Genomic DNA, 22,942 nt, shown 5'->3' with positions numbered 1-22,942 from the left:
GTGTGTCACTCGCCCCGGCAACAGGGGCCAGAACATGTCAGACGAGGGAGATATGCTCCGCGATGTTCGGGTCGGGTTCCGCCAACGTTCCAGGAGATCGCTGTGCTGAGTTTCGCTCGCAAGTCCGGTATTGGCGCACTGTTTATCGTCGCGTTTGGGTTGCCGGCCGCCGGCATTGCCACCGCGGCACCCGTGACGGTGCCATTTCAGCTAGCCCCCGCGCCCTTCGGAAATCCGAACGGCAGCTTCGATGTGCCCGCGATCAGTTGCGCGGCGATCGTCGGTGACCAACCCGGCGTGCTGGTGATTACCGGCGGGAAACCGGGCGGATGGGGCTGCATGCTCACCGCACCCGTGCAGTGGATCAACCTATCGACCGGAGCGACCGGCGCTACCCGCCTGTCCGACGGCTTGAACGGAATCCCCGCCCAGGCCTCGATCGCCACCGGCGCCGGACAGGTCGTCGTCATCGTCACCTCGCCCCAAAGCGGAACGGTCACACCCGGTTTCGCGACGTTCTCCGTCCCGTAACCGGCCGGGCGCCGCCGGATCGTCGATCGATACGGCGGCGCCGAGGCGTGATTGCCGCGTAAACCGTTGCCGGTCAACGGGAATTCAGATCAGCCAGGGGTTGACGCTGCAGACCAGATCCGGATGGGCGACGGGGTCGAGTGCATTCAGCGCGATGGATATCGCCCTTGGGGAGTAGAGCATCGAATTGTGGTCGGAGATGTCCTGTGGACACCCGTCCTGGAGGACGATGTCGTTGACCGTTGCCCCGGGTCCGGCCGTGAGAAACGTCTTATCGAATGGGGTGGACACCTCGTCGTAGATCCCGCCGACGATCGTGTAGTCCACGCCGGGGACCGTGTCGCCGCCCTCGTTCACCTTGGCGACAACCTTCGAGTCGTACACCTGCTGAATTCCGCCCGCACCGAGCGCCTGCGTGAACGGCACGTGCAGGTCGATGCTGCCTGGCGGCAGTTTCGCTTGGATGGCCAACATCAGCGTGGCGAAACTGTCGAGTGAGGTGCCGTGATTGGTGCCGCCGTAGGTGATGAGGTGTTTCACCTTGTTCCGAGCGGGATCGTCGGGATTCGCACCACCCTCGTACTTGAGGTACAGGCGCGTCTCCAAGGCGGCTTGCGAGTGCCCGATCATGTCGACCTGGCTGGCGCCGGTCGCCGCGAGCACGCGGTCGACGAAGGTCGCCACCTGTTTGGTCGACTCCTCGATGTCGCCGGTGGCCCCGGGCAGCAAGGCGTCGAGTCCTTGACCCCGAACAACAGGACGGCCGAAATTGAACGTGAACACGCAGTAACCCGCCTGCTTCAGCTGCGGAGACATCGAGGCATAGGCGCCGTAGGCGTTGGCCCAGGTTCCGTGCACCAGGACGACCGGCCGAGGATGGGCGTCGTCCGGCTTGCACGACCAATCGTTGGCGCCCTGGGGTGCCGCATCCGGGAAGGCGAGTCCATAGGCGAAGGCCGCCGCCTCGTCGCGTAGCTCGGGGCCGTACCCGATCGTGTCGGAGGCGCGCGAGGTGGGCGCCGGGTCCGCAACGGCCACTTCGGCATTCAGCCCGAGCGCGATGAGGGTTGCCGCCGTGACCACCGCGATATTGCGAGGCCGGACGCGATTCAGGTCGAGTGCGGCGCGGCGCCGTTTCCGGCGAGCTTCGGCGTGTCCCCGGTGCGGCGGGGAGGTTGTCGTTCTGGTCATCACGTGCTCCCTTCGTCCTGACCCGGCCTTACTGGTCGGTTGTCCATAATGTCGCCAGAACGAGACAGCAAACGAGTAGCTATCTGGCCGGTTATCGGTAGGATCGCGACATGAAGATGGTGGCGATCGTCGTTCCCGCCGGAGTGAATACCTTCGATATGGCCATGGGTGGCCAGCTCTTCGCCGGTGTTCGCCTCCCAGACGGCAGTCCCGGCTACGACGTGCGCTTTTGCGGCGATCCCACGGTCGCGCTGGCGTCGGGCAACGAGTGCGGCATGTTGCAGACCACTTGGCCGCTGGCAACGATCGAGCAAGCGGACACGGTGATCGTTCCGGCCGCGGCGAGCATCTTCCAACCCGCGACCCCGGACGTCATCGAACCCCTCGATCCTCGACTGGTCGTCGCGGTCCAACGCGCCGCGGATCGCGGTGCACGCGTGGCGTCGATCTGCACCGGCGCCTTCGCGCTCGCCGCCATGGGGCTGCTGGATGGAATGCGGGCGACCACCCACTGGCTCTATTGCGACGAACTAGCTCGGCGCAGCCCACTCGTGCAGGTGGATCCGACGGTGCTGTTCGTCGACAACGACTCGGTCGTCACCTCGGCGGGAGCGACCGCGGGCCTGGACATGTGCATGCACCTGGTCCGGCGCGATTACGGCTCGGCGGTCGCCACCGATACCTCGCGCCTGCTGGTGATGCCGCTGCAACGCGACGGCGGCCAAGCCCAGTTCATCCCCCAGTACCTGACGCCGCGGGATGCCACCGCGCTACAACCGGTGCTGGACTGGATCGACCACAACCTCGTCAACCCACTCACCCTGGCCGACATCGCCAAGCACGCCGGACTCAGCGTCCGAACCCTGCAGCGCCGCTTCCGAACCCAGCTCGGCACGACCACTCTGAATTGGCTACTGGCCGCCCGCATCCACCGCGCCCAATACCTCTTGGAGACAACGGATCTGTCCGTCGACCGCATCGCCGCGGAGTGCGGTTTCGGATCCGTCGTGAATCTGCGCCACCACTTCACCCGCCAAGTCGGCACCCCACCGCGCAACTACCGTCGAACGTTCAGCCACCGAACCGCCAGCTAGACAAGCAAATTCGGCTCTCGCGGTATCGGTCACCTCCCCGCCCCGGTGACCGCGCGTCAATCGCCGACTCTGCATCCGCACCGCCTCACGCATTCCCGACGCTCCGCCCCGCCCAGGAGACCGCACCTCAGTCACCGACTTGGCAACCGCACCGCATCGTGCATCGCCGACGCCCGCCCGAGCGACCGCACGTCAGTCGCCACACTCGGCACCGCACCGCTTCACGCGGTGCCACCACCCCGTCCCGGTGACCGCACCTCAGTCACCGACTCGGCATCCGCCCCGCTTCGCGCATCGCCGACGCCCCGCCCAGGAGACCGCATGTCAGTCGGCGGCTCGGCACCGCGCAGCTTCGTGCATCGCTGCGCCCCGCCCCGGTGACCGCGCGTCAGTAGCCGGACTCGGCGCCGCACCGCTTCGCGCGTTGCTGCCGCCCCGCCCTCGCCAGCAACCAGCGACCAGCGCGTCCCGCTAGTGTCGCGCCAATTGCGGCAGCGACCGATGCAGACCGCCGGTCCGCGGAATCGCCGCGACTGCGGCCGGACGCGCGTGCACCTGCTCGACTGCCCGTCGACGCAACTGCGCACGATCCTGTTTTCCATTGCGGGTCAACGGAATCCGGCGGGTGCGCACGAATCGGCTCGGCACCGACGTCGGGGGCAACTGCTCGCAGAGGCAGCCACGGAGACGCTGGAACAAACCTTCCGGCGCACAGTCGGGGTCGGCGGGCTGTATCCAGGCGACCACACTCGTGTCGCCATCGACGTCGACCACTACCACCACCGCGGCGGCGACGTCGGGATCCGCGAGCAGACAGCGCTCGATCTCCCCCGGCTCGATCCGCTCGCCGCGGATCCGCACCTGGTCGTCGATGCGCCCCAGGTACTCCAACTCGCCATCGACCAGCCGAACCCGATCGCCGGTTCGATAGAGCATGGGAACCGACGAGCCTTCGGGCGCCGTGACGAACGCACGCGCGGTCAGGTCGGGCCGGTTCAGATAGCCAAGGGCCAACGGGACGCCGCCGATGTGCAACTCGCCCTCGTCGCCGGGTTGTACCGGCAGGCCGTCCTCGCCGATAACACTCAGCACGCAGTTGTCGATCGGCCGACCGATATACACCTGGCCGATGTCCTCCGGCTTGCCCGGACAGGTCCACGCCGTCACATCGATCGCGGCTTCGGCCGGGCCGTAGAGATTGTGCAGGGCCGCGGGCAGGGTCGCGACGAATTCTCGCGCCACCCGAACCGGCAGCGGCTCACCACTGCAGAACACATGCCGCAACGACGTGCATTGAGCCGCGTCCGGCCACCGCAGGAACTCGCGCAGCATCGACGGCACGAAATGACAGATAGTGACCTGATGCCGAACGATGGCCTGGGCGACCGACACCGGGTCCCGGTGTTCCTCCGGTGCCAGGAAGACGCATCGTGCCCCGGCAATCACCGGCAGCAGCAGCTCCCATTCGGACACGTCGAAGGTGACCGGAGTCTTTTGCAGAATTCGGTCATCGGCACCGACACGGTAGGTGTCGCGCATCCATTCCAGCCGGTTGCACAGCGCGAGACCACACACGATCACACCCTTCGGTGCGCCCGTGGATCCCGAGGTGAACAGCACGTACGCCGGTTGATCCGCAGGCACCTCAGATAACGGGTCGAGTTCGTCCACGTCGGCTTCGCGTGGCATGTCGACGGCGCGCAAACCGCACTCGACCACCAGCTCCCTACCCGCGCCGGTCACCAACGCCACCTCGCAATCAGCGATCTCGGTGACCTGCCGAATCCGCGCCGAGGAGTCGTTCAGATCGACCGGGAGGTAGGGCAGGCCCGCCTTCAGCACACCCAGCAGCGCGACGAGCAGGGCCGGGCTTCGCGGAATCGCGACCGCGACAGGACGGGCCCGCGGCGCGGTCGCGCGCAGCGTCCGCGCGACCGCATCCGATCGCAGCTCCAGCTCCCGATACGTCAGCTCGCCAGAGCTATCGGATACCGCGATCGCCTCAGGCGTTGCCATCGACACCGCACGGACCAGGCCCGGAACACCGTGGCGAACAGTGCGCTGAACCGTTCGGCCGCGCAACTCCAGAGCCGCCATCGAGAATTGGTGATGCAATCAGACCTCCACGCTCCGACACATGTCCTGAATGTCACGGTAGAGCGCGAAAAGCCCGCCGAGGACGGCCCTGACGCAACATTTACGAGGTTGGAGATACAGCTCACGAAAGTGGTGCGGGATGCTCCGAGACAAGCACGCCCCACACACTCTGCAAACTCTGGCGTCGGCGAAGTTCCATCATCGCGCCGTAACGTCGGGTCGGCGACACCGACGCCTGGCAGGCACACCACTGCGTCAGCACAAGCAACGATCGCTGGTCACGCTCGTCCAGCGAGACGAGCAGGGTCGCATTCCGCTGCGGGAACGCGGGCCAGTCCACGTGCAACAACACCAGCGACTCCTGGTCCGGCTGCGCGACCACGGCCTGCACATGCAGTTCCGGCCAATCCAACGCCGAAATCGGCTGCGGCACAGCCACCTTCTCGACCAACGCCTGCGCGTCCAAGTTGCCCGCGCGGACGAGATAGGCCGTCCAGATCAACCCTGATCCGAGGAGCAGAGTGAAACCGATCAGCCCAACCGCTAGGCCCACCAATCGACAGTAAGCCGAAATGGACCACGGCGTAGCAGGATTCAGCGGTCCTTAACACCCGCGTGCTCGATACTCCTCAGCGGTCGCCGTCACTGGATGCGATGGGACGTACGAGCGGAGTTGATCCACCGGTCTCGCCACACGGTTCCAGTTCCGGTACTGGCTCCGGCCCAACTCCGTGCCGGGGCTCCGGTTCAGGTTTGGGTTCCGACGCAGGTTCGTGCCCGGGCTTTGGTTCGATCCCCGATCCAGGCATCGGCATCGGGACAGGACCGGGACCAGGCCCAGGTTCTAGCTGCAGCCCAGGCACCGGCTCCTGCCCAGACCCAGGTTCGAACACAGGTTCCGGTTCAGGCCTAGACCCCGTCCCTGGTTCCGATTCAGATCCAGGCTCAGGATCAGGACATGGCTCAGGATCAGGCACCAGCTCGGGCCCCAGCCCTGGTTCCGGCTCAGGCTCCGGCACCGGCTCGGGCTGAGGTTCCGGCACCGGTTCAGGCCTCGGCCCTGGTTCGGGCTCCGGCTCGGGCCCTGGTTCGGGTTCGGGTTCCGGACGGGGTTCGGGTTCCGGCTCGGGCTCCGGCTCAGGTTCCGGTTCGGGCTGAGGTTCGGGTTCCGGCTCGGGTTCGGGTTCCGGCTCGGGCTGAGGTTCGGGCTCGGGCTCGGGTTCGGGCTGAGGTTCGGGCTCGGGCTCGGGCTCGGGCTCGGGCTCAGGTTCCGGCTCGGGCTGAGGTTCCGGCTCCGGCTCGGGCTGAGGTTCCGGTTCCGGCTCGGGCTGGGGTTCCGGTTCGGGCACGGGCTCGGGTTCCGGCTCCGGCTCGGGCTCAGGTTCCGGCTCCGGCTCCGGCTCGGGCTGAGGTTCCGGCTCGGGTTCGGGCTCGGGCTCAGGTTCCGGCTCGGGCTGAGGTTCCGGTTCGGGCACGGGCTCCGGCTCCGGCTCGGGCTGAGGTTCCGGTTCCGGTTCGGGCTGGGGTTCCGGTTCGGGCACGGGCTCGGGTTCCGGCTCGGGCTCAGGCTCGGGTTCCGGCTCGGGCTCAGGTTCCGGCTCCGGCTCCGGCTCCGGCTCCGGCTCGGGCTCAGGTTCCGGCTCCGGCTCCGGCTCGGGCTGAGGTTCCGGCTCCGGCTGGGGCTGGGGTTTCGGTTCCCACACAGCGTTGTTCGGAGGGGCTGGCGCCTCGTACTCGGGGATCGGCGGTACCCCGAAGTACCTTGGCGTGTAAGGGATCTTCGACGACGTGTCGGGGATCTCGTCGGGTGTTCGTTCGCCCTCGGGCGTCGGCTGAGGCGCGGGGGTTGGCTCTGCGGCGGGTGGCTGTTCGCTGGTCTGTGCCTGCTCGCCTTCTGGTTGCTGTCGACCGTCAGGTTCTGGAGCCGACTCCGGCTCCGGGCGCGACTCCAGTTCCGGTTCCGGATGCGACTCGGGCTGGGGATGCGGGTCCGGTGTTGAGGGCGGTTCGGCGGTGGGATTCCCTTCCGCGCCAGCAGGTTTCCCGTGTTGCTCGAATTCCGATCGGAATTCTCTGCGCTGTGTGCGGAACTCGTCGATCTGGTGTTGCAACTCCATGCGCTTGGCGAGTAGTTCGGTGGGCCGTAATCCCGCCGCTTCGAGAGCGGCTGTCCGCTCCGCGAATTCGTCTGCGCGACGGGCGAATGCGTCTTCTCCGGCGCTTCGCAGCTGCTCCGGGGTCATGCCTTCCGGGTCGATGCCAAGAGCCCGTACTTTCTCGCGGATCGAATCGATGATCTCGGCGGGCTGCCGGATCTCAGTTGACGCATGCTCGCCAGCTGGCTTCGACGTGCTCTCGGGTCCCGATGGGGCTTCCGGCTGCGGGTGCGCGGCGGGTTTCGCAGGGTTTCCAGGCTGCTCGAATTCGGATCGGAGGTCTTTTCGCAGGACGAGGACGTCGTCGATCTGCCTTTGTAGTGCCTTGCGCTGGGCGAAGTGTTCGTCCGGTGGTAGACCTGCGGCGTCCAGGTCGGCCATCGAGCCCGTGAGTTCCGACAGGCGGCGCACCACGGCATCCATACCGGCGCGCTGAATCTGCTCAGGGCTCATGTCCTTCGGATCAACGCCAAGCCCGCGCAGCTTCTCGCGGATCGAATCCGAAACCTCTCCTGGTCGTTTCACCTCCGCCTGCGGCTGTTCCTCGCCGTTCGCACGAGGCTCGGCTTGCCGCTGTTCCGTTCCAGGAGAATGCGTTTCGGACGCCGCCTGCTTTGCGGAGCTCGCCTCAATAGGCGTCTCGGCCCCGGTCGGGGACGGGCGGAGTTCGGGGGTACCCGCACGCGGTTCGGAACCGGTCGTGCGAGACTCGGTACCACCCGCTCGGGGCGTTGCCGCTTCGGAGCGCGGAGATTCGGGCGCCTTCACAGACTGCTTCGACTGCGGACCGCCCGTGCTGTCTGTCGACCTCGGGTGGCTTCCGTCGCCGCTAGCGGGCGCATGTGGCGCTGTGGGTTGCGCCTGCGTGCCGCGCGATGCCGGAGTGGAGCCGGACGGATGCGGTGCACCGGGTGACTGGTCCACACCATTCGGCCGTTCGACACCCGACTGTTCGGTCGCACCGACGGGGTTCTCGCCGCCGGTTTTCGTTGTGCCGCCGACCTCGGTTCCGGAGGATTTGATCTCGACACTACTGAGCGACCCCTGTTCCAGCGGAGCACCTTTCTTATCCCCGGACCCGGCGGCTCGCGGCTCGCCGGTCGACACCTCGCCGTGCTGCTGCACAGACCCTGGCCCCACGCGACCCTCCTGCGGCGCAACAGAATTCGTGCCAACACTCGCGTGCCCGGTCGGATCCGGCGCGTGTTGCGCTTCAACGACCGGCGGCTCGCCGGCCCGCAGCTCGGCGACAGGCACCTCGCCGTGCCGCTGCACTGACTCCGGCCGCGAACCGACTTCCTGCGGCGCACCAGAATTCGTGCCATCGCTCGCGTGTCCGTTCGTGTCCGGTGAGTGCTGCACCCCATCGACTGGCGACGCAGCGACTCGCGGCTCGCCAGTAGACACCTCGCCGTGTCGCTGCACAGACTCCGGACCCACGCCAACCTCCTGCGGCGCAACGGAATTCGAACCATCGCCCGCATGTCCCGCCGGATCCGACACGTGTTGCACCTCAACGACTGGCGACGCGGCGCCCCGTGGCTCGCCAGTAGACACCTCGCCGTGCCGCTGCACAGACTCCGGACCCACGCCAACCTCCTGCGGCGCAACGGAATTCGAACTATCGCTCGCATGTTCGGCCGGATCCGGCGCGTGTTGCGGCTCGACAACCGACGGTGTGCCGGTCTCCTCCCTCGTGTGGGTCGGCGTGCCGGTGCCCTCCCCCGAGTGAGTCGACGTGTCGATACGCTGCCCCACGTGGGGCTGCCCACCAGTGCCCTCCCCCGAGTGAGTCGACGTGTCGATACGCTGCCCCACGTGGGGCTGCCCACCAGTGCCCTCCCCCGGATGGGTCGACGTGCCTGTCTCCTGCCCCGCGTGAGTCGACGTACCAGCGTCGCGCCCCGCATGAGTCGACATACCAGCATCGCGCCCCGCATGAGTCGACATACCAGCATCCCGCCCGGGATGCGTCGACGAGGTAGCGCCCTCGCCACCCTGCCCGCCCGCGACCTGAGATTCCTTGGGCCCGGCAACAATTCCGGACTCATCGTTCCCGAAGTGCGCCGGTGTCACCGCGTTCACACCCCGGCTCGAAGTACCGTCCGGCAGACCGGCACGACTTTCGCCGTTCCGCACCTCGGAATTCGTGTTGGACGAGCTTTCACCCTGATTCCGGCTACCACTCGGTGACTCCCCCGAATGACTACCAGCGGTAGACGATCCGCTCTCAGTCCTGACTCCGTTGTGTGACGGATCCGCAGTGTGCGGCGTCGAACCATTGTCGGTGCCGCCACGTGAACCGCCATCCGCACCAGGTCGAACCCGCGCGGAACTCCCATCGCCGCCGAACCGTGCGGCATCCGGCGCGTTGAAACCCCTTACGCCAGGCCCATGTCCGGATGACGAATGACGAAATCCCTTGCTACCACCCGTCAAAACTCCGTACGCCGCGCCGCCGGTCAGCAGTCGCGGGTCCCAGGTCCACCCATTGGCGATACCGCCGACACCCCATGCCCCCAGCGCGCCGACCATTCCCGAGCCGGCACCGACGGCCGCCCCTTTGAGCGCACCACTCCAACGCCCCTCGGGCAGTGGCACTTTCTTCGCCGCTTTGCCGAGCAGGCCCCCGACTGGCCCGCCGACCGCACCCGCCGCCGCAGCGGTGTAAGCGGTAGTGCCGACCCGGTTCCAATCAATGCTGCCACGATGTCCAGCCCCGACCTGGTACTGCTGAATAGCCGCGTCCTGCCCCGCACCGAGCACGGTGCTGAACACGACGTGCTTCGCCGTGAACTTGGCGAGCGCCGCGATACCGGTCTTCGCCGCGAACCGCGCGATGGCGCTGACCGCGCGCTGACCGAGCAGCCGCACCACCAACCGGGTTGCGGCGGCGGCCGCCGCTTCGACCAGTGGCGCGGTCGGCGGAAACAACCATGCCGCGGCGATTTCGACGGCGAGCATGGCCAGCGAACTGATGACGAGGATCTTGGTGTATTCGATCTCGGTGCCGAGGGCGTCCGCGGATTCGACCACGTAGTCGAGGATTTCGGCCAGCTGCTCCAGCGATTCCGGGCCGCGATCGAGCTTGTCCAGCGCGGCGGTCATCTCCTCGGCGCCGTCACCCCAGGGGTACGCCTCGATGGTCGCCTTCCTGGCGGCGGCCAGATCCGGTAGTAGTTCGCGGATGTCCGCGGCGGCCTTGCGCCAGTCGGCGGCGATGGCCCACATCTTGTCTTCGTCGCCGTCGGGCCAGTCCGATCCGGCGACCCAGCCGAGCCATTCCAGCCCGCTGGGAATAGTGATGGACACGCGTTGTCAGCGGAAGTCGTGCTACCGCCGGTCCATTCGAGCCAGCAGCTCGGCGGCCTCGTACTGCCCGTCGGCATATGAGTCGAGGGTCTTGGCCGTATTGCTCATGCCTTCGGTGAGGTTCTTGTGTGCCGCAACATAGCCCTGCGGGCCGTCGGCGAAGGAGCTGCCGTATCCGTCGCCGCCCCAGGCCGCGCCCTTGCTCACCAGCGAGGTCTCCAGGGTGCTGAGAATGTCGTTCATCCGATCCCGCAGCATCCCCATTTTCCCTGCCGCACTGCGCAATTGCTCCGGGGTCACCCCGACCTTCGACGCCACACCAATCCCTTTCACCAACGATCAGGATTCCGACGATGTCAGCGGTGGACGGCGCCGGAAAGATCTGCGGCACCGATTTGACGAATCCCTGACATGCACTGCGGTGCAATGCTTCTCAACAGACCCTCAGCTCACCGCCGGTCGCGACGCTGACAACAATGACAACCGAGCCGGGCGACTTTGACGCTTCTTTGACACGCCCGCTACAACGAGCGCGCATGCTCCGCTCGCATCCGCTCCGCCAACGTGCGAAAGATCGTGAAGTTCGGAATCAAGCTCACCGGAAGCGATTCCAGCGGCGCGGACTGTCCCGCCACTCCGACGCTGACCCACCCGCTACCGATCGCGATATCAGTCACCTGAGACCACGATTGCGACCGCTCCCCCGCCCCGATCTCCGCCCGAGTCATCCAGAAGTGCTCGAAGTCGAGACACCCACCCGCCTCGAGCACCCTGGCCGCCCGGGGCAACTGCGCCTCGGTGATCGCCCGATCGATCTCCGGACCCCACTCTTCCGGATGTTCGATCCCCTGCCGCAACACAATCGGCTCACCGAGCGTATCGACAAGGGTGTAGGCATGCGAGACCTGCTCCGGCGCAGGAGCATTCGCATGCTCAACGATACTGCGCCGCAAGGTGGTCGTGTCGTACCGGACGCACCGAGCCGCGCCTCCCACAATCACAACGAGGCCACGCTCATACAAATCCAGCCGCGCCCGGCGGTTCCGGCCTTGTATATAGGCCAGCCACAACAGATCCCACAGCAGCCGACCACCGATCATCAGCATGCCCGTCACCCCGACGATGGCCAGCACCGGCACACCGCTCACGAAACCGAACACCGTCACCAGGGCAGCCGCCAGCGTGGCGACGCTCTCGATGACATACCGTCGGATATCGGGTTGCGCTGCCGCGTAGGTTCTTCGGTGCGACCCCAGATCCGCCCGCGCCGCGACACGACCGATATCAGCGCGAAGATCGACATCACGAGCAGGATCCGTCACGACGGCTGACTATGCCCCGATTCCCAAACCCCGGCCAACGTCCTTGACGGAACCTATACACCCGGCGTGCAAAGCTACCGATGGTCGAGCCAGATTCAGTGAACACCGCCAGTCCGCGACGGAATCTGCACGACTCCCGGTCAGACCCCGTCAAGCACCTCGCCGAACCGAGGCAGAACAGCCTTCCAACCACGCTCCAACGCATTACGAGCCATCTTCTGCCGACGGTTATCGATATCAAACCCCGATTGCGTCAACAGAAGTCGCGTGCCGTGCCCCTGCGGCTGAATCGTCCAGTCGACAACCCAGCGCGCAGGACGTTCAGCCCGCAGATCGACCCAGGTATAGGTCAACTGTTCAGGTGGCCGGGCCGTCAACACTTCGCAGGCGATCTCCGCGGTCGGCTGCGTCGGCACCACGAAGATGAAATGCGTTCCGACCGACGCGGCGAACCCGACTGATCCCATCAACCAGCGCTCGATCAGCTCCGGCTCCGTCAGCGCGCGCCACACGGTGTCCGGCGACTGCGGGAAGAAGCTGCCGATCTCGACCGCGGCGGGATCCAACTCGGAATCAGAGATCATCGGCGCACCGCCGTTACGAATCCAACCATGCCGCCCAGCATTACACGACGAATCGCCATTACCCTCGAACTCAGCGACGCAAGGCGGTTTCGCGTTGCATGTGCGAAAGCTTCTCGGGGTTGCGCACGGCGTAGAGGCCGGTGATGAGGCCGTCGTCGATGCGAAGCGCCATGACCGTGTCGACCTCGCCGTCGAGTCGGAGGACCAACGCCGGGGCACCATTGACCTGGACAGGCTCGACCGACATCTCGGCACGGATTCTGTCGAATCCGACGGCAAGCAGGCGAGCCACGGTGTCGGAGCCAACGACAGGCCGCGGCACAGCCTGCTTGATTCCGCCACCGTCGCCGAGGAACACGACGTCCGGCGCGAGGATGTCGAGCAGGTTTTGCATCTCACCGGTTTCGACCGCCCGCTGGAATGCCGCTAGCGCGTCGCGAGTCTCGGCCGGGGAAACCACGCCGCGCGGTCGGCGCGCGGTGACATGCGCCCGCGCCCGATGCACGATCTGACGCACCGCGGCCGGGGTCTTGTCGACCGCTTCGGCGATCTCGTCATACGACAGATCGAACACTTCGCGCAGCACGAACACCGCACGCTCGGTCGGCGCGAGCGTCTCAAGCACCAGCAGCATCGCCATCGACACGCTGTCGGCCAACTCGACATCCTCGGCCACGTCGGGCGCGGTGAGCAGCGGCTCGGGCAGCCAGGAACCGACATAGGACTCCTTGCGCCGACCGAGCGTGCGCAACCGGATGAGCGCCTGGCGGGTGGTGATCCGGACCAGGTAGGCCCGCTGATCCCGGACCATGTCGAGATCGACACCCGCCCACCGCAACCAGGTCTCCTGCAGCACGTCCTCGGCGTCGGCGGCCGAACCGAGCATCTCGTAGGCGACGGTGAACAGCAGGTTGCGGTGGGCGACGAACGCGGCGGTCGCGGGGTCCGGGCTGCTGCTCGGACCGCGATCTTCGTGCGCGGTCTCCGACGTGCCTGCCATGGGTGGCTCCTGTCCTAGCTCTCGACTATGTCCCCACCAGACACCGCGCCCCGCGGTTTTGTGACACCACTCGCCTGTGGCACACGTCACGCGGCAACCCCTGTCACACGGAACGGGCCGTCGGCATCTCATGGTCGTTCAATGCAACACCACGAGTGAGGACGAAGCCATGGAACCCCGTTTAGACCTGTTCACCAACGAGATCGGCGCCAAGTTCGGCAAGCGGTTCGCCAACGCGAGCCTGGTGATCGGGCAGTCGTCGCTGCCGAAGGCCACCCAGGAGCTGGTGTCGTTGCGCGCCAGCCAGATCAACGGCTGCGGTTGGTGCATCGACTTCCACACCAAGGACGCCGCGGCCGCCGGTGAGAGCGCGCTCCGGCTCCACCTGGTCGCCGCCTGGCGCGAGTCCACCGTGTTCACCGAGGCCGAGCAGGCCGCGCTGGCACTCGCCGAGGAGGGCACCCGGCTCGCCGACGCGCACCAGGGCGTATCCGACGCGACCTGGGCGCTGGTACGCGAGCACTACGACGACGACCAGATCGCGGCGCTGGTCGCCCTGGTCGCCATGATCAACGCGTCCAACCGGATGGCGGTGATCGTGCACCAGAAGGGAGGTTCGTACCAGCCCGGCATGTTCGACAGCCTGGTGAACTGAATGGTGGCCCGGCCAAAGAGTCGTGCCCGCCTTGTTGCCCGCATGGTCGGGCGCACGGGCGGTGGCGTGCGCATCGTCGCCCTCGGTGTAATACACGGTCACCGAGTCGCCCTCGATCCTCGTCGCCGGGCCGCCGGTCTCCTCGAACCGAATCACGCGGCCATCGCGGGCCGTGAACTCGTAGACGTGGTGCAGGGTCGAGGACGCCCTCGAGTCTCCGCTGCCGCCGCTCGTCGTGGTGAACATCCGCAGACAACGACCCTGCGCGGTCAACCCACTGTCCCACGCGCGCTGGAGCTGGGCCGAGCGCTGGATCGTCGCGTACGCCGCGAAGAGAATCCCGGCGATCATCAGTCCGGGAATTATGTAGAACAGCACTACCATTGCGGTCTCCCGAGATATCAACCCTGCACGCTGTTCGATTCCATCGAGACTGTGCTCGGGCCGTTACGCGCTACGCATCATTTTTCGATCATTCGTCGCGGAATGATCGAAAAATGATGGGGGTGGGCGAGGGGATACGTAAAGCTATCGGTGAGCCGAGCGGTCCGGACGGGCGGGCCGCAATTCGATCAGGTAGGCCGATATGACAGAACCACCGAAGACAAAGCAGCACAATGCCGTCCGGTCGCTAGGGCCACGGATAGTTACTCGGGCATATGCGCTGAAGCTGATGGCGCGGACGCCGCAATACCAAGGGAATTGGAATTACGGCAACGCCATCCACGACGCCAATATGGTGCTCGGGCGCATCGCTGTGCGTGCCGGGCACATCGATCCCGAGTTACTGACATGCAACTAACCGTTGCAACGCTTGGGATTTCACCCCGGGTTCAGTTGGCGGAACGGACGTCTGCGTAGGGTCGGGCCATGGTCGGGGTGGAACGATGGATGGCTCGGGCGGTGGCGGACCCGTCGGTGATGCGGACCGAGCCCGGGTTGGGTGATACCGCACGCGGCTGGTGGGTCACGATCGTGCTGACGCTGATCGCGGCGGTCACGCGGTTCGTGCGTCTTGGCTCGGCGACCGATGAGGGGACGCCGGTCTTCGACGAGAAGTACTACGCGGTGCAGGCCCGGGAGATGCTGACCAACGGGATGGGCATCGAGGACAATCCCGGGTATGTGGTCGTGGTGCACCCACCGGCCGGAAAGCTGCTGATCGCGATCGGCGAAGTCCTCTTCGGTTACGGCCCACTAGGCTGGCGGTTCTCGGCGGCGGTGGCCGGAACGCTGCTGGTACTGCTGGTGATTCGGATAGTCCGGCGGTTGGCTCGGTCGACTATGGTCGGCGCCATCGCGGGAATCCTGATGATCGCCGACGGCGTCACCTTGGTCTCCTCGCGGATCGGCATGCTCGATATCTTCCTGACGATGCTGGTCACCGCGGCGTTCGGCTGTCTGATCGTGGACCGCGACGAAGTCAGGGCGCGGATGGCACATGCCGCTGAGCGGATCGCGCTGACTCCGTTCGGACCACGCCTCGGCGTGCGATGGTGGCGGTTCGGCGCCGGTGTACTGCTCGGATCGGCTTGTGCCACAAAGTGGTCGGGCGCTTACTTCGTGGTGTTCTTCGTCGTCCTGAGCCTGGGGTTCGATGCCGCCGCGCGACGGCGTTACGGCGTGGCGCGCCCGTTCGTGGGCACGATCGTCCGCGATGCGGCACCGGCGGTGTTCGCGCTGATCGTCGTGGCCGTCGGGGTGTATCTCGCGTCCTATGCGGGGTGGTTCGGCAGCGAAACCGGGGTGGACCGTTACGCCGTCGGGGCGCAGGGCGGCGATGGCGGGTTCCTCTCGTTCGTGTCCGTGGCGTTGCGGTCGCTGTGGTTTCAGCAGCACGCGGTGCTGGACGTGCACACCCACCTGACCAATTCCGCGGGTTTCCACCACCCGTGGGAGTCCAAGCCGTGGACGTGGCCGATGGGGTTGCGGCCGATGTTGTATCACTTTTCCGAACCCACCGGATGCGGGCGATCGAGGTGTGTGCGAGCGATCATGCTGCTCGGCACCCCCGCGATCTGGTGGCTGGCCCTGCCCGCGGTGGGGTGGGCGCTATGGCAGTCGGTCACGCGACGCGACTGGCGATGCCTGGCCGTGCTCACCGGCTACGCGGCGGGGTGGCTGCCCTGGTTCGCCGTGCTCGACCGGCAGATGTACTACTTCTACGCCACCGCGATGGCACCGTTTCTGGTCATGCTGCTTGCGCTGGCGCTCGGTCAGATCCTCGGGCGTGCGACCGAGTCCAGTGAGCGCCGCGAGACCGGGCTGCTGGTGGTCTGCCTGTATCTGGGGGTGGTCGTGGCGAACTTCATCTGGAACTACCCGATCCTGACGGCAATGCCGATCACGCCGTCGACTTGGGAGCAGCATCTCTGGCTGCCGAGTTGGCGCTGAGCCGTTCGCTACGCCCAACTACCTTCCACAGCAACACCATTGGGCGATTGCGCCGAGCACCCCCGACCTGTGCGTGATCAACTTCATGTAGGCAAGGCTTGCCTAAATTGCGTACAGTCGCTCTAATGGCCGCTATGGACACAATCCATATCTCCCGCCGCCGCCTGCTCACCACCGCCTGCGCGGTCGGGCTCGGCGCCGCGGTCACGGCGTGCGGCGACCGGTCTCCGGACGGGCCGTACACGGGCCCGGGCGGATGGTCATTCACCGACGACCGGGACAGTACTGTCCGAACAAAGGAAGCACCGTCCCGGATCGTTGCGTTTGTCGGCGCGGCCGCGATGCTCGCGGACGTCGGCCTACGGGATCGCATCGTCGGCGTCTTCGGCGAAACACGCACGGCGGCAGACGAACTGGCACCGCTGACCGGCGGTCTCGACCTCAGCAAGGTGACCATACTCGGTAACAACTGGGGCGAGTTCAATGTCGAGAAGTACGCGGAGCTCGAACCCGACCTGCTGGTCACCGATATGTATGTGCGTGACCGGCTCTGGTACATCCCGGACGAGAGCAAGGCGAAGATTCTGGCGATCAATCCGAATGTGGCGGCGGTGCGGGTAGCGCGCCGGACGCTGCCGGAGACCATCGCACGCTACACCGAGCTCGCTCGCGCGCTAGGCGCGGATCTCAACGCGCCCAAGGTAATCCAGGCCAAGGCGCGATTCGATGCCGCGACACAGGCGGTCCGTGACGCGGTCGCGCAACGCCCTGGATTGCGCGTCATGGCCGCCTCCGCCGCGCCGGGCATCTTCTACGTCTCCGATCCGAAAATGTCCGCCGACCTCAGCTATTTCACCGAGTTGGGGGTGGACATGGTGAAGCCGGACCACCTCGGCGCCGACGACTTCTTCGAGCAACTGAGCTGGGAGAACACCGATAAGTATCCGGCCGATCTGATCCTGCTCGACCGCAGATCCACCGGCCTGTCGCCGGAAGCGCTCGCCGCCAACCCGGTGTGGCGCGGCCTACCTGCGGTGCGCGGCAACCAGATCGGCGGTTGGCAGCCGATATACCGCTTCTCCCACGCCGGGACCGCGCCGCTGCTCGAGGATCTGGCCGCCGACATTCTGCGCTGCACCAAAGTCATCTGAGGAGGAATCCCCATGCGCGCCCAGCCTTTTCGCTTCTTCGAGAACGTGCCGGTCCTGCGAACCGAGCTGCTCAGCCCGTCCCAGCTCCGAATCGTCTTCGGCGGTACGCCATTGGCGGGCTTCGCCAGTGGCGGACGCGATCAGAGCCTGTCGCTGTTTCTCCCCCAGCCTGGCCAATCGAAGCCCTGGATACCGATCGACGCCGGTGACAACTGGTTCACCGAATGGCGCGCCGCCGATCCCGCCGTCCGCGCGGTGATGCGTGCCTACACCGCGCGCGAGCATCGGCCCGAAACCGCCGAGCTGGACATAGATTTCGTCCCGCATGCCGACGGCGGACCTGCCTCACGCTGGGCGGCACAGGCGAAACCGGAAGACCGGGTCACCATTCTCGGCCCTGCCGACGGCGATAACCGCAGCGTAGCCTTCCGCCCGCCCGGCGACGCCGGATGCGTGCTGATCGCCGCCGACGAAACGGCACTGCCCGCGGCCACCAGCATCCTCGAATCGCTACCCGCCGGAACCGTCGCCAAGGTCTGGATCGAGGTCCCGCACAAGGCCGACCGCCGGCAACTGCACACCAAGGCCGACGCCGAAATCACCTGGCTGGTGCACGACGAACGCGACCGCGGCCAGATCCTGCACGCCGTCCAAGCCGCCGCCCTGCCGCACCACCGCCCCTACGCCTGGATAGCGGGCGAATCCGGCGTCGTCCGCGCCCTACGCCGCCACCTGGTCACCGAACGCCGTATCCCCAAGGCCGACATCACCTTCCGCGGCTACTGGCGCCTCGGCGCCTCGGAAGACGACCTCCGCAACGAGTGACGCGGCTCGCCATAGCTCCTCGAGCAGCGGGCAGTTCGCCGAAAGTGCTTTATATCTAAAGCTTTAGATGTAAAGTACTTTCTACCGCGACTCTCGAGGAGAACGCATGAAGGTCGTGTGCATCGGCGGCGGGCCCGCCGGACTGTACTTCGGGTTGCTCATGAAGCAGCTCAACGCCGATCACGAGGTCACCGTGGTCGAACGCAACCGTCCCTACGACACCTTCGGGTGGGGCGTGGTCTTCTCCGATGCCACGATGGAGACGATGCGGGCGTGGGATCGGGTCACCGCGGACCGGATCGAGTCGGCATTCAATCATTGGGACGATATCGAGCTGCGGTTCAAGGGGCGGGTCTTGCGCTCTGGCGGACACGGTTTCGTCGGCATCGGCCGCAAGAAGCTGTTGAACATCCTGCAGGCGCGGTGCGAAGAGGTGGGGGTCACGCTGGAGTTCGATCGAGACGTCAACTCCGACAGCGACTTTCCCGATGCGGACCTGATCGTCGCCGCCGACGGCATCTCGTCCAAGATTCGCGGCAGGCACCGGGAAGTCTTCGTGCCCGACCTCGTGACGCGCCCGAACCGCTACATCTGGCTCGGCACCGAGAAGCTGTACGACGCTTTCACTTTCGACTTCGTCGAGACCGAACACGGTTGGCTGCAGGCGCACATCTACAAGTTCGACGAGAACACCAGCACCTTCATCGTCGAAGCGCCGGAACACGTCTGGCGGGCGCACGGTCTCGACAAGGCCAGGCCGGACGAGTCGGTGGCCTTCTGCGAGCGCGTGTTCGCCGACAATCTGCAAGGCGAGAAGCTGATGACGAACTCCCGTCATCTGCCAGGGTCCGGCTGGCAGAACTTCCAGCGGGTCAAATGCGAGCAGTGGTGGCTGCACAACGGCAACAGCCACGTCGTACTGATGGGCGATGCCGTGCACACCGCGCACTTCGCCATCGGTTCGGGCACCAAACTGGCTCTGGAAGATGCCATCGAGCTGGTGCGTCAGCTCGGCGAGCACGGTGACACGCCCGCGGACCTGCCCGACGTGCTCACTAACTACCAGCAGGTCCGGTCGATCGACGCGCTGCGGCTGCAGAACGCGGCCTGGAACGCCATGGAGTGGTTCGAGGTGTGCGGCGAACGTTATTGCGACCAACTGGAACCCGAGCAGTTCATGTACTCGATGCTCACCCGCAGCCAGCGCATCAGCCACGAGAATCTGCGCCTGCGCGACAAAGGCTGGCTGGAGGATTACGAGCGCTGGTTCGACGCGCGGGCCGGTGTGTCCAGAACCGCCGAAGAGCCTTCCGTCCCACCGATGTTCACGCCGTACACGGCTCGTTCGGTGACGCTGAAGAATCGGGTGATCGTCTCACCGATGGCCCAGTACTCGGCCGTCGACGGCATACCAGGCGACTTCCATCTGGTGCACCTCGGCGCCCGCGCGCAGGGCGGCGCCGGGCTGGTGTTCGCCGAAATGACCTGCGTTAGTGCGACGGGCCGGATCACGCCCGGCTGTCCAGGCCTGTACACCGACGAGCAGCGGCGGGCGTGGCAGCGCATCGCCGACTGGGTGCACGACAACACCGACGCGAAAATCGGTATGCAGCTCGGACATTCAGGCGCCAAGGGTTCCACCCGGCGCATGTGGGACGGCACCGACCAGCCGCTCACCGCCGACGATGATGAACCGAACTGGCCGTTGCTCTCGGCGTCGCCACAGCAGTACCTCGATGGGGTGAGCCAGTGGTCACGCGAGATGACCCGTGCCGACATGGACGAGGTGACCACCCAGTTCGCCGACGCCGCCCGCCGATCCGCCGAGGCGGGCTTCGATTGGCTCGAATTGCATTGCGCGCACGGCTATCTGCTGTCCAGCTTCATCTCCCCGCTGACCAACCAACGCACCGACGCCTACGGTGGTTCGTTGGCGAATCGGCTGCGCTATCCACTGGAGGTGTTCGCTGCGGTACGCGCGGTGTGGCCCGCGGAACTGCCTATGTCGGTGCGGATTTCGGCACATGACTGGTTCGAGGGCGGCATCACCCCGGCCGACGCGGTCGAGATCGCGAAGCGGTTCAAGCAGGCGGGCGCCGATCTGATCGACTGCTCCTCGGGCCAGGTGACCAAGCAGGAACAACCGACCTTCGGGCGCATGTGGCAGACCCCCTTCGCCGACCGGGTGCGCCAGGAGGCGGGGATCGCCACGATCGCCGTCGGCGCGATCTCCGAGGCCGATCACGTGAACAGCATCATCGCCGCCGGCCGGGCCGACCTGTGTGCCATCGCCCGCCCGCACCTGGCCAACCCGGCCTGGACCCTCACTGAGGCGGCCAAGATCGGCTACACCGAACTCACCTGGCCCAAGCAATATCGGGCCGCCAAACGGCAATTCGAAGCGAACATCCAACGCCAGCAGGCCGCCGCGGCGGCCGGGAAAGGCTGACCGGCATGTCAGCAGACGACAGTCTCGCCGATCGGCACGCCCTCGTGACCGGCGGATCACGCGGCATCGGCGCCGCCATCGCGAACAGGCTGGCGCACAACGGCGCACGCCTCACCGTGCTTGCGCGCGACTTCGCCCGCGCCACCGAAACCGTTGCCCAGCTGCCGAAGTCGGCGCAGGCGCACGCCATCGCCTGCGACGTCACCGATCCGGCGGCGGTCGCCGCCGCGTTCGCCGATGCTCGCCTGCTGCACGGCGCGGTCGACATCCTGGTCAACAACGCCGGGCAGGCGGCAAGCGCACCGCTGCGGCGCACCACCGATGAACTGTGGCAGCGCATGCTCGCGGTCAACCTCACCGGCACGTTCTTGTGCACGAGAAGCGCGGTCACCGACATGCTCGCGGCCGGGCGCGGCCGGGTGATCAACATCGCCAGCACCGCGGGCCTGCGCGGCTACCCCTACGTCACCGCCTACGCGGCGGCCAAACACGGCGTGATCGGCCTGACTCGTGCTCTGGCACTGGAACTCTCGACGACGCCCATCACCGTGAACGCGATCTGCCCCGGCTTCACCGACACAGACCTGTTGCAGGAGAGCGTGACCCACGTGATCGAGACGACCGGCCGCACCTTCGAGGACGCGCGAGCGGCCTTCACCCGGCACAACCCGCAGGGACGACTGGTCGAACCGGACGAGATCGCCGCCACCGTCGCCTGGCTCTGCTCGGACGCGGCGGCTTCGCTGACCGGCCAGTCGATTTCGGTCAGCGGCGGGGAGGTGATGTGAGGTGAGCACCCGGCACGAACTCGGCGACGAACGCATCGGCATGGAGGCCCGCACGATCTCCGGCGATCACCTGGACGTGCGGCTGTGGCTGCGATTGTTGGCCACTACCAACGAGATCGAGCAGGAGATCCGCACCCGCCTGCGCGTGCGGTTCGCCACCACGCTCCCCCGTTTCGACTATCTGGCCCAACTCGATCGGCATCATGACGGTCTTCGGATGAGCGCGCTGTCCCGCTATCTGATGGTGACCGGCGGCAATGTCACCGGCTTGACCGATCAGCTGGTGGCCGAGGGCTGGGTCGATCGAATACCCGACCCGGTCGACAAACGCGCGACGCTGGTCCGGCTGACCGACCTCGGGCGCAAGCGATTCGAGGAGATGGCCGCCGAACACGAACGCTGGCTGACCGAGATGTTCGCCGGTTTCGGCCGCGGCGACGAGCAGGCGCTGTTCGATCTGCTCGGCAGGCTCCGCGTCCACCTCGCCGCGACAGCCGACCTCGCCGATACCAATGCCTCATCGAACCACCAGGAACCCTGATGACCCAACACCTCGACCCCGCACTGCGCGAGGCCAATCGCACGACACTCACCGACTACACGAGCACGCATTTCCAGTGGCAGGTTCACGAGGGTGTCGGCACGATCATGCTCGACCGCCCGGAGCGCAAGAACCCGCTGACCTTCGACTCTTATGCCGAGTTACGAGATCTGTTCCGCCGCTTGGCCTATGCCGATGATGTCGCGGTGATCGTGCTGCACGGCGCAGGGGAGAACTTCTGCTCGGGTGGCGACGTGCACGACATCATCGGCCCGCTGATCGCGCTGCCCGCACCGGAGCTGCTGATGTTCACCCGGATGACCGGCGATCTGGTCAAGGCGATGCGGGCCTGTCCGCAGCCGATCGTGGCCGCCGTCGACGGTGTGTGCGCCGGGGCGGGCGCGATTCTCGCGATGGCGTCCGATCTGCGCATCGGAACCGCCCGCAGCACAACGGCATTCCTGTTCACCCGGGTCGGGCTCGCCGGGTGCGATATGGGCGCCTGCGCGATCCTGCCACGCATCATCGGGCAGGGACGCGCGTCCGAATTGCTGTACACCGGACGGGCGATGACCGGTGACGAGGCGTTCGCGTGGGGGTTCTTCAACCAGCTGGCCGAACCGGAGCAGCTGCTCGACGCCGCAGGGCAGCTCGCGCGCCGGCTGGCCGACGGACCGACCTTCGCGCAGGGCATCACCAAAACCATGCTGCACCAGGAGTGGTCGATGACGGTGGACCAGGCCATCGAGGCCGAAGCGCAGGCCCAAGCCCTGTGCATGCTCACCGAGGACTTCAAACGCGCGTATCACGCGTTCCGCGACAAGCAGCGGCCGAAGTTCGAAGGGAACTAGT

At 66.4% G+C, this 22,942-nt stretch carries 19 protein-coding genes; 11 read left to right on the top strand and 8 right to left on the bottom strand.

The window, feature by feature from the left end; all coding sequences use genetic code 11:
* Positions 1–105: 105 nt before the first annotated feature.
* Positions 106–531 carry a hypothetical protein gene (locus OG203_RS42935; RefSeq protein ID WP_405168181.1) on the top strand — a complete coding sequence of 142 codons (426 nt, stop codon included), beginning with the start codon at positions 106–108 and terminating at the stop codon, positions 529–531.
* An 84-nt stretch (positions 532–615) separates the two neighbouring features.
* On the opposite strand, the gene OG203_RS42930 is transcribed toward OG203_RS42935, so the two are convergent.
* Positions 616–1,722 (bottom strand): esterase/lipase family protein, encoded by a 1,107-nt coding sequence (locus tag OG203_RS42930; protein WP_405162924.1) that lies wholly within the window; start codon positions 1,720–1,722, stop codon positions 616–618.
* Between the two features lie 110 nt (positions 1,723–1,832).
* On the opposite strand from OG203_RS42930, the gene OG203_RS42925 reads away from it, so the two are divergent.
* On the top strand, positions 1,833–2,816 hold the full coding sequence (locus tag OG203_RS42925) for a GlxA family transcriptional regulator (protein WP_405162923.1): 984 nt from the start codon (positions 1,833–1,835) through the stop codon (positions 2,814–2,816).
* 471 nt (positions 2,817–3,287) lie between these two features.
* On the opposite strand, the gene OG203_RS42920 is transcribed toward OG203_RS42925, so the two are convergent.
* The 7 genes from OG203_RS42920 to OG203_RS42890 all read right to left on the bottom strand — a co-directional run bounded on the left by OG203_RS42920 (position 3,288) and on the right by OG203_RS42890 (position 13,287).
* Complete coding sequence (locus tag OG203_RS42920) at positions 3,288–4,913, bottom strand: amino acid adenylation domain-containing protein (protein ID WP_405162922.1); 1,626 nt, start codon at positions 4,911–4,913, stop codon at positions 3,288–3,290.
* 121 nt (positions 4,914–5,034) lie between these two features.
* Entirely contained in the window at positions 5,035–5,466 is a 432-nt protein-coding gene (locus tag OG203_RS42915) for a hypothetical protein (protein WP_405162921.1), read from the bottom strand.
* Positions 5,467–5,542: 76 nt separating this feature from the next.
* On the bottom strand, positions 5,543–10,381 hold the full coding sequence (locus tag OG203_RS42910) for a hypothetical protein (protein ID WP_405162920.1): 4,839 nt from the start codon (positions 10,379–10,381) through the stop codon (positions 5,543–5,545).
* Between the two features lie 21 nt (positions 10,382–10,402).
* Entirely contained in the window at positions 10,403–10,699 is a 297-nt protein-coding gene (locus OG203_RS42905; RefSeq protein ID WP_405162919.1) for a WXG100 family type VII secretion target, read from the bottom strand.
* 203 nt (positions 10,700–10,902) lie between these two features.
* On the bottom strand, positions 10,903–11,703 hold the full coding sequence (locus tag OG203_RS42900) for a DUF6585 family protein (RefSeq protein WP_405162918.1): 801 nt from the start codon (positions 11,701–11,703) through the stop codon (positions 10,903–10,905).
* Positions 11,704–11,843: 140 nt separating this feature from the next.
* Complete coding sequence (locus tag OG203_RS42895) at positions 11,844–12,287, bottom strand: SRPBCC domain-containing protein (RefSeq protein WP_405162917.1); 444 nt, start codon at positions 12,285–12,287, stop codon at positions 11,844–11,846.
* Between the two features lie 70 nt (positions 12,288–12,357).
* Positions 12,358–13,287, bottom strand: coding sequence for an RNA polymerase sigma-70 factor (locus OG203_RS42890; RefSeq protein WP_405162916.1), 930 nt, complete (start codon positions 13,285–13,287; stop codon positions 12,358–12,360).
* A 169-nt stretch (positions 13,288–13,456) separates the two neighbouring features.
* Here OG203_RS42890 and OG203_RS42885 point away from each other — a divergent pair, with 169 nt between their 5' ends.
* The 9 genes from OG203_RS42885 (at position 13,457) to OG203_RS42845 (ending at position 22,941) form a co-directional block, all read left to right on the top strand.
* Complete coding sequence (locus OG203_RS42885) at positions 13,457–13,942, top strand: carboxymuconolactone decarboxylase family protein (protein WP_405162915.1); 486 nt, start codon at positions 13,457–13,459, stop codon at positions 13,940–13,942.
* Positions 13,943–14,528: 586 nt separating this feature from the next.
* Positions 14,529–14,744, top strand: a complete 216-nt coding sequence (locus tag OG203_RS42880) for a hypothetical protein (protein ID WP_405162914.1) — start codon at positions 14,529–14,531, stop codon at positions 14,742–14,744.
* 89 nt (positions 14,745–14,833) lie between these two features.
* Entirely contained in the window at positions 14,834–16,336 is a 1,503-nt protein-coding gene (locus OG203_RS42875; protein ID WP_405168180.1) for a dolichyl-phosphate-mannose--protein mannosyltransferase, read from the top strand.
* 134 nt (positions 16,337–16,470) lie between these two features.
* A complete protein-coding gene (locus OG203_RS42870) occupies positions 16,471–17,487 on the top strand; it encodes an ABC transporter substrate-binding protein (RefSeq protein ID WP_405162913.1) in 1,017 nt (338 codons plus the stop codon).
* A 12-nt stretch (positions 17,488–17,499) separates the two neighbouring features.
* A complete protein-coding gene (locus tag OG203_RS42865; RefSeq protein WP_405162912.1) occupies positions 17,500–18,312 on the top strand; it encodes a siderophore-interacting protein in 813 nt (270 codons plus the stop codon).
* A gap of 106 nt (positions 18,313–18,418) precedes the next feature.
* Positions 18,419–20,761 (top strand): bifunctional salicylyl-CoA 5-hydroxylase/oxidoreductase, encoded by a 2,343-nt coding sequence (locus OG203_RS42860; RefSeq protein WP_405162911.1) that lies wholly within the window; start codon positions 18,419–18,421, stop codon positions 20,759–20,761.
* A gap of 5 nt (positions 20,762–20,766) precedes the next feature.
* Positions 20,767–21,549, top strand: coding sequence for an SDR family NAD(P)-dependent oxidoreductase (locus OG203_RS42855; protein ID WP_405162910.1), 783 nt, complete (start codon positions 20,767–20,769; stop codon positions 21,547–21,549).
* Position 21,550: 1 nt separating this feature from the next.
* The gene (locus tag OG203_RS42850; RefSeq protein WP_405162909.1) at positions 21,551–22,090 is read left to right on the top strand and encodes a MarR family winged helix-turn-helix transcriptional regulator; all 540 of its coding nucleotides are present in this window, start codon (positions 21,551–21,553) and stop codon (positions 22,088–22,090) included.
* Positions 22,090–22,941 carry an enoyl-CoA hydratase family protein gene (locus OG203_RS42845; RefSeq protein ID WP_405162908.1) on the top strand — a complete coding sequence of 284 codons (852 nt, stop codon included), beginning with the start codon at positions 22,090–22,092 and terminating at the stop codon, positions 22,939–22,941. The genes OG203_RS42850 and OG203_RS42845 overlap by 1 nt, the downstream gene beginning before the upstream one ends.
* Position 22,942: the final 1 nt, after the last annotated feature.

This window comes from Nocardia sp. NBC_01499, from assembly GCF_045040275.1.
In the GTDB taxonomy this organism is placed as follows: domain Bacteria; phylum Actinomycetota; class Actinomycetes; order Mycobacteriales; family Mycobacteriaceae; genus Nocardia.
This window is presented reverse-complemented; position numbering and strand designations above follow the sequence as displayed.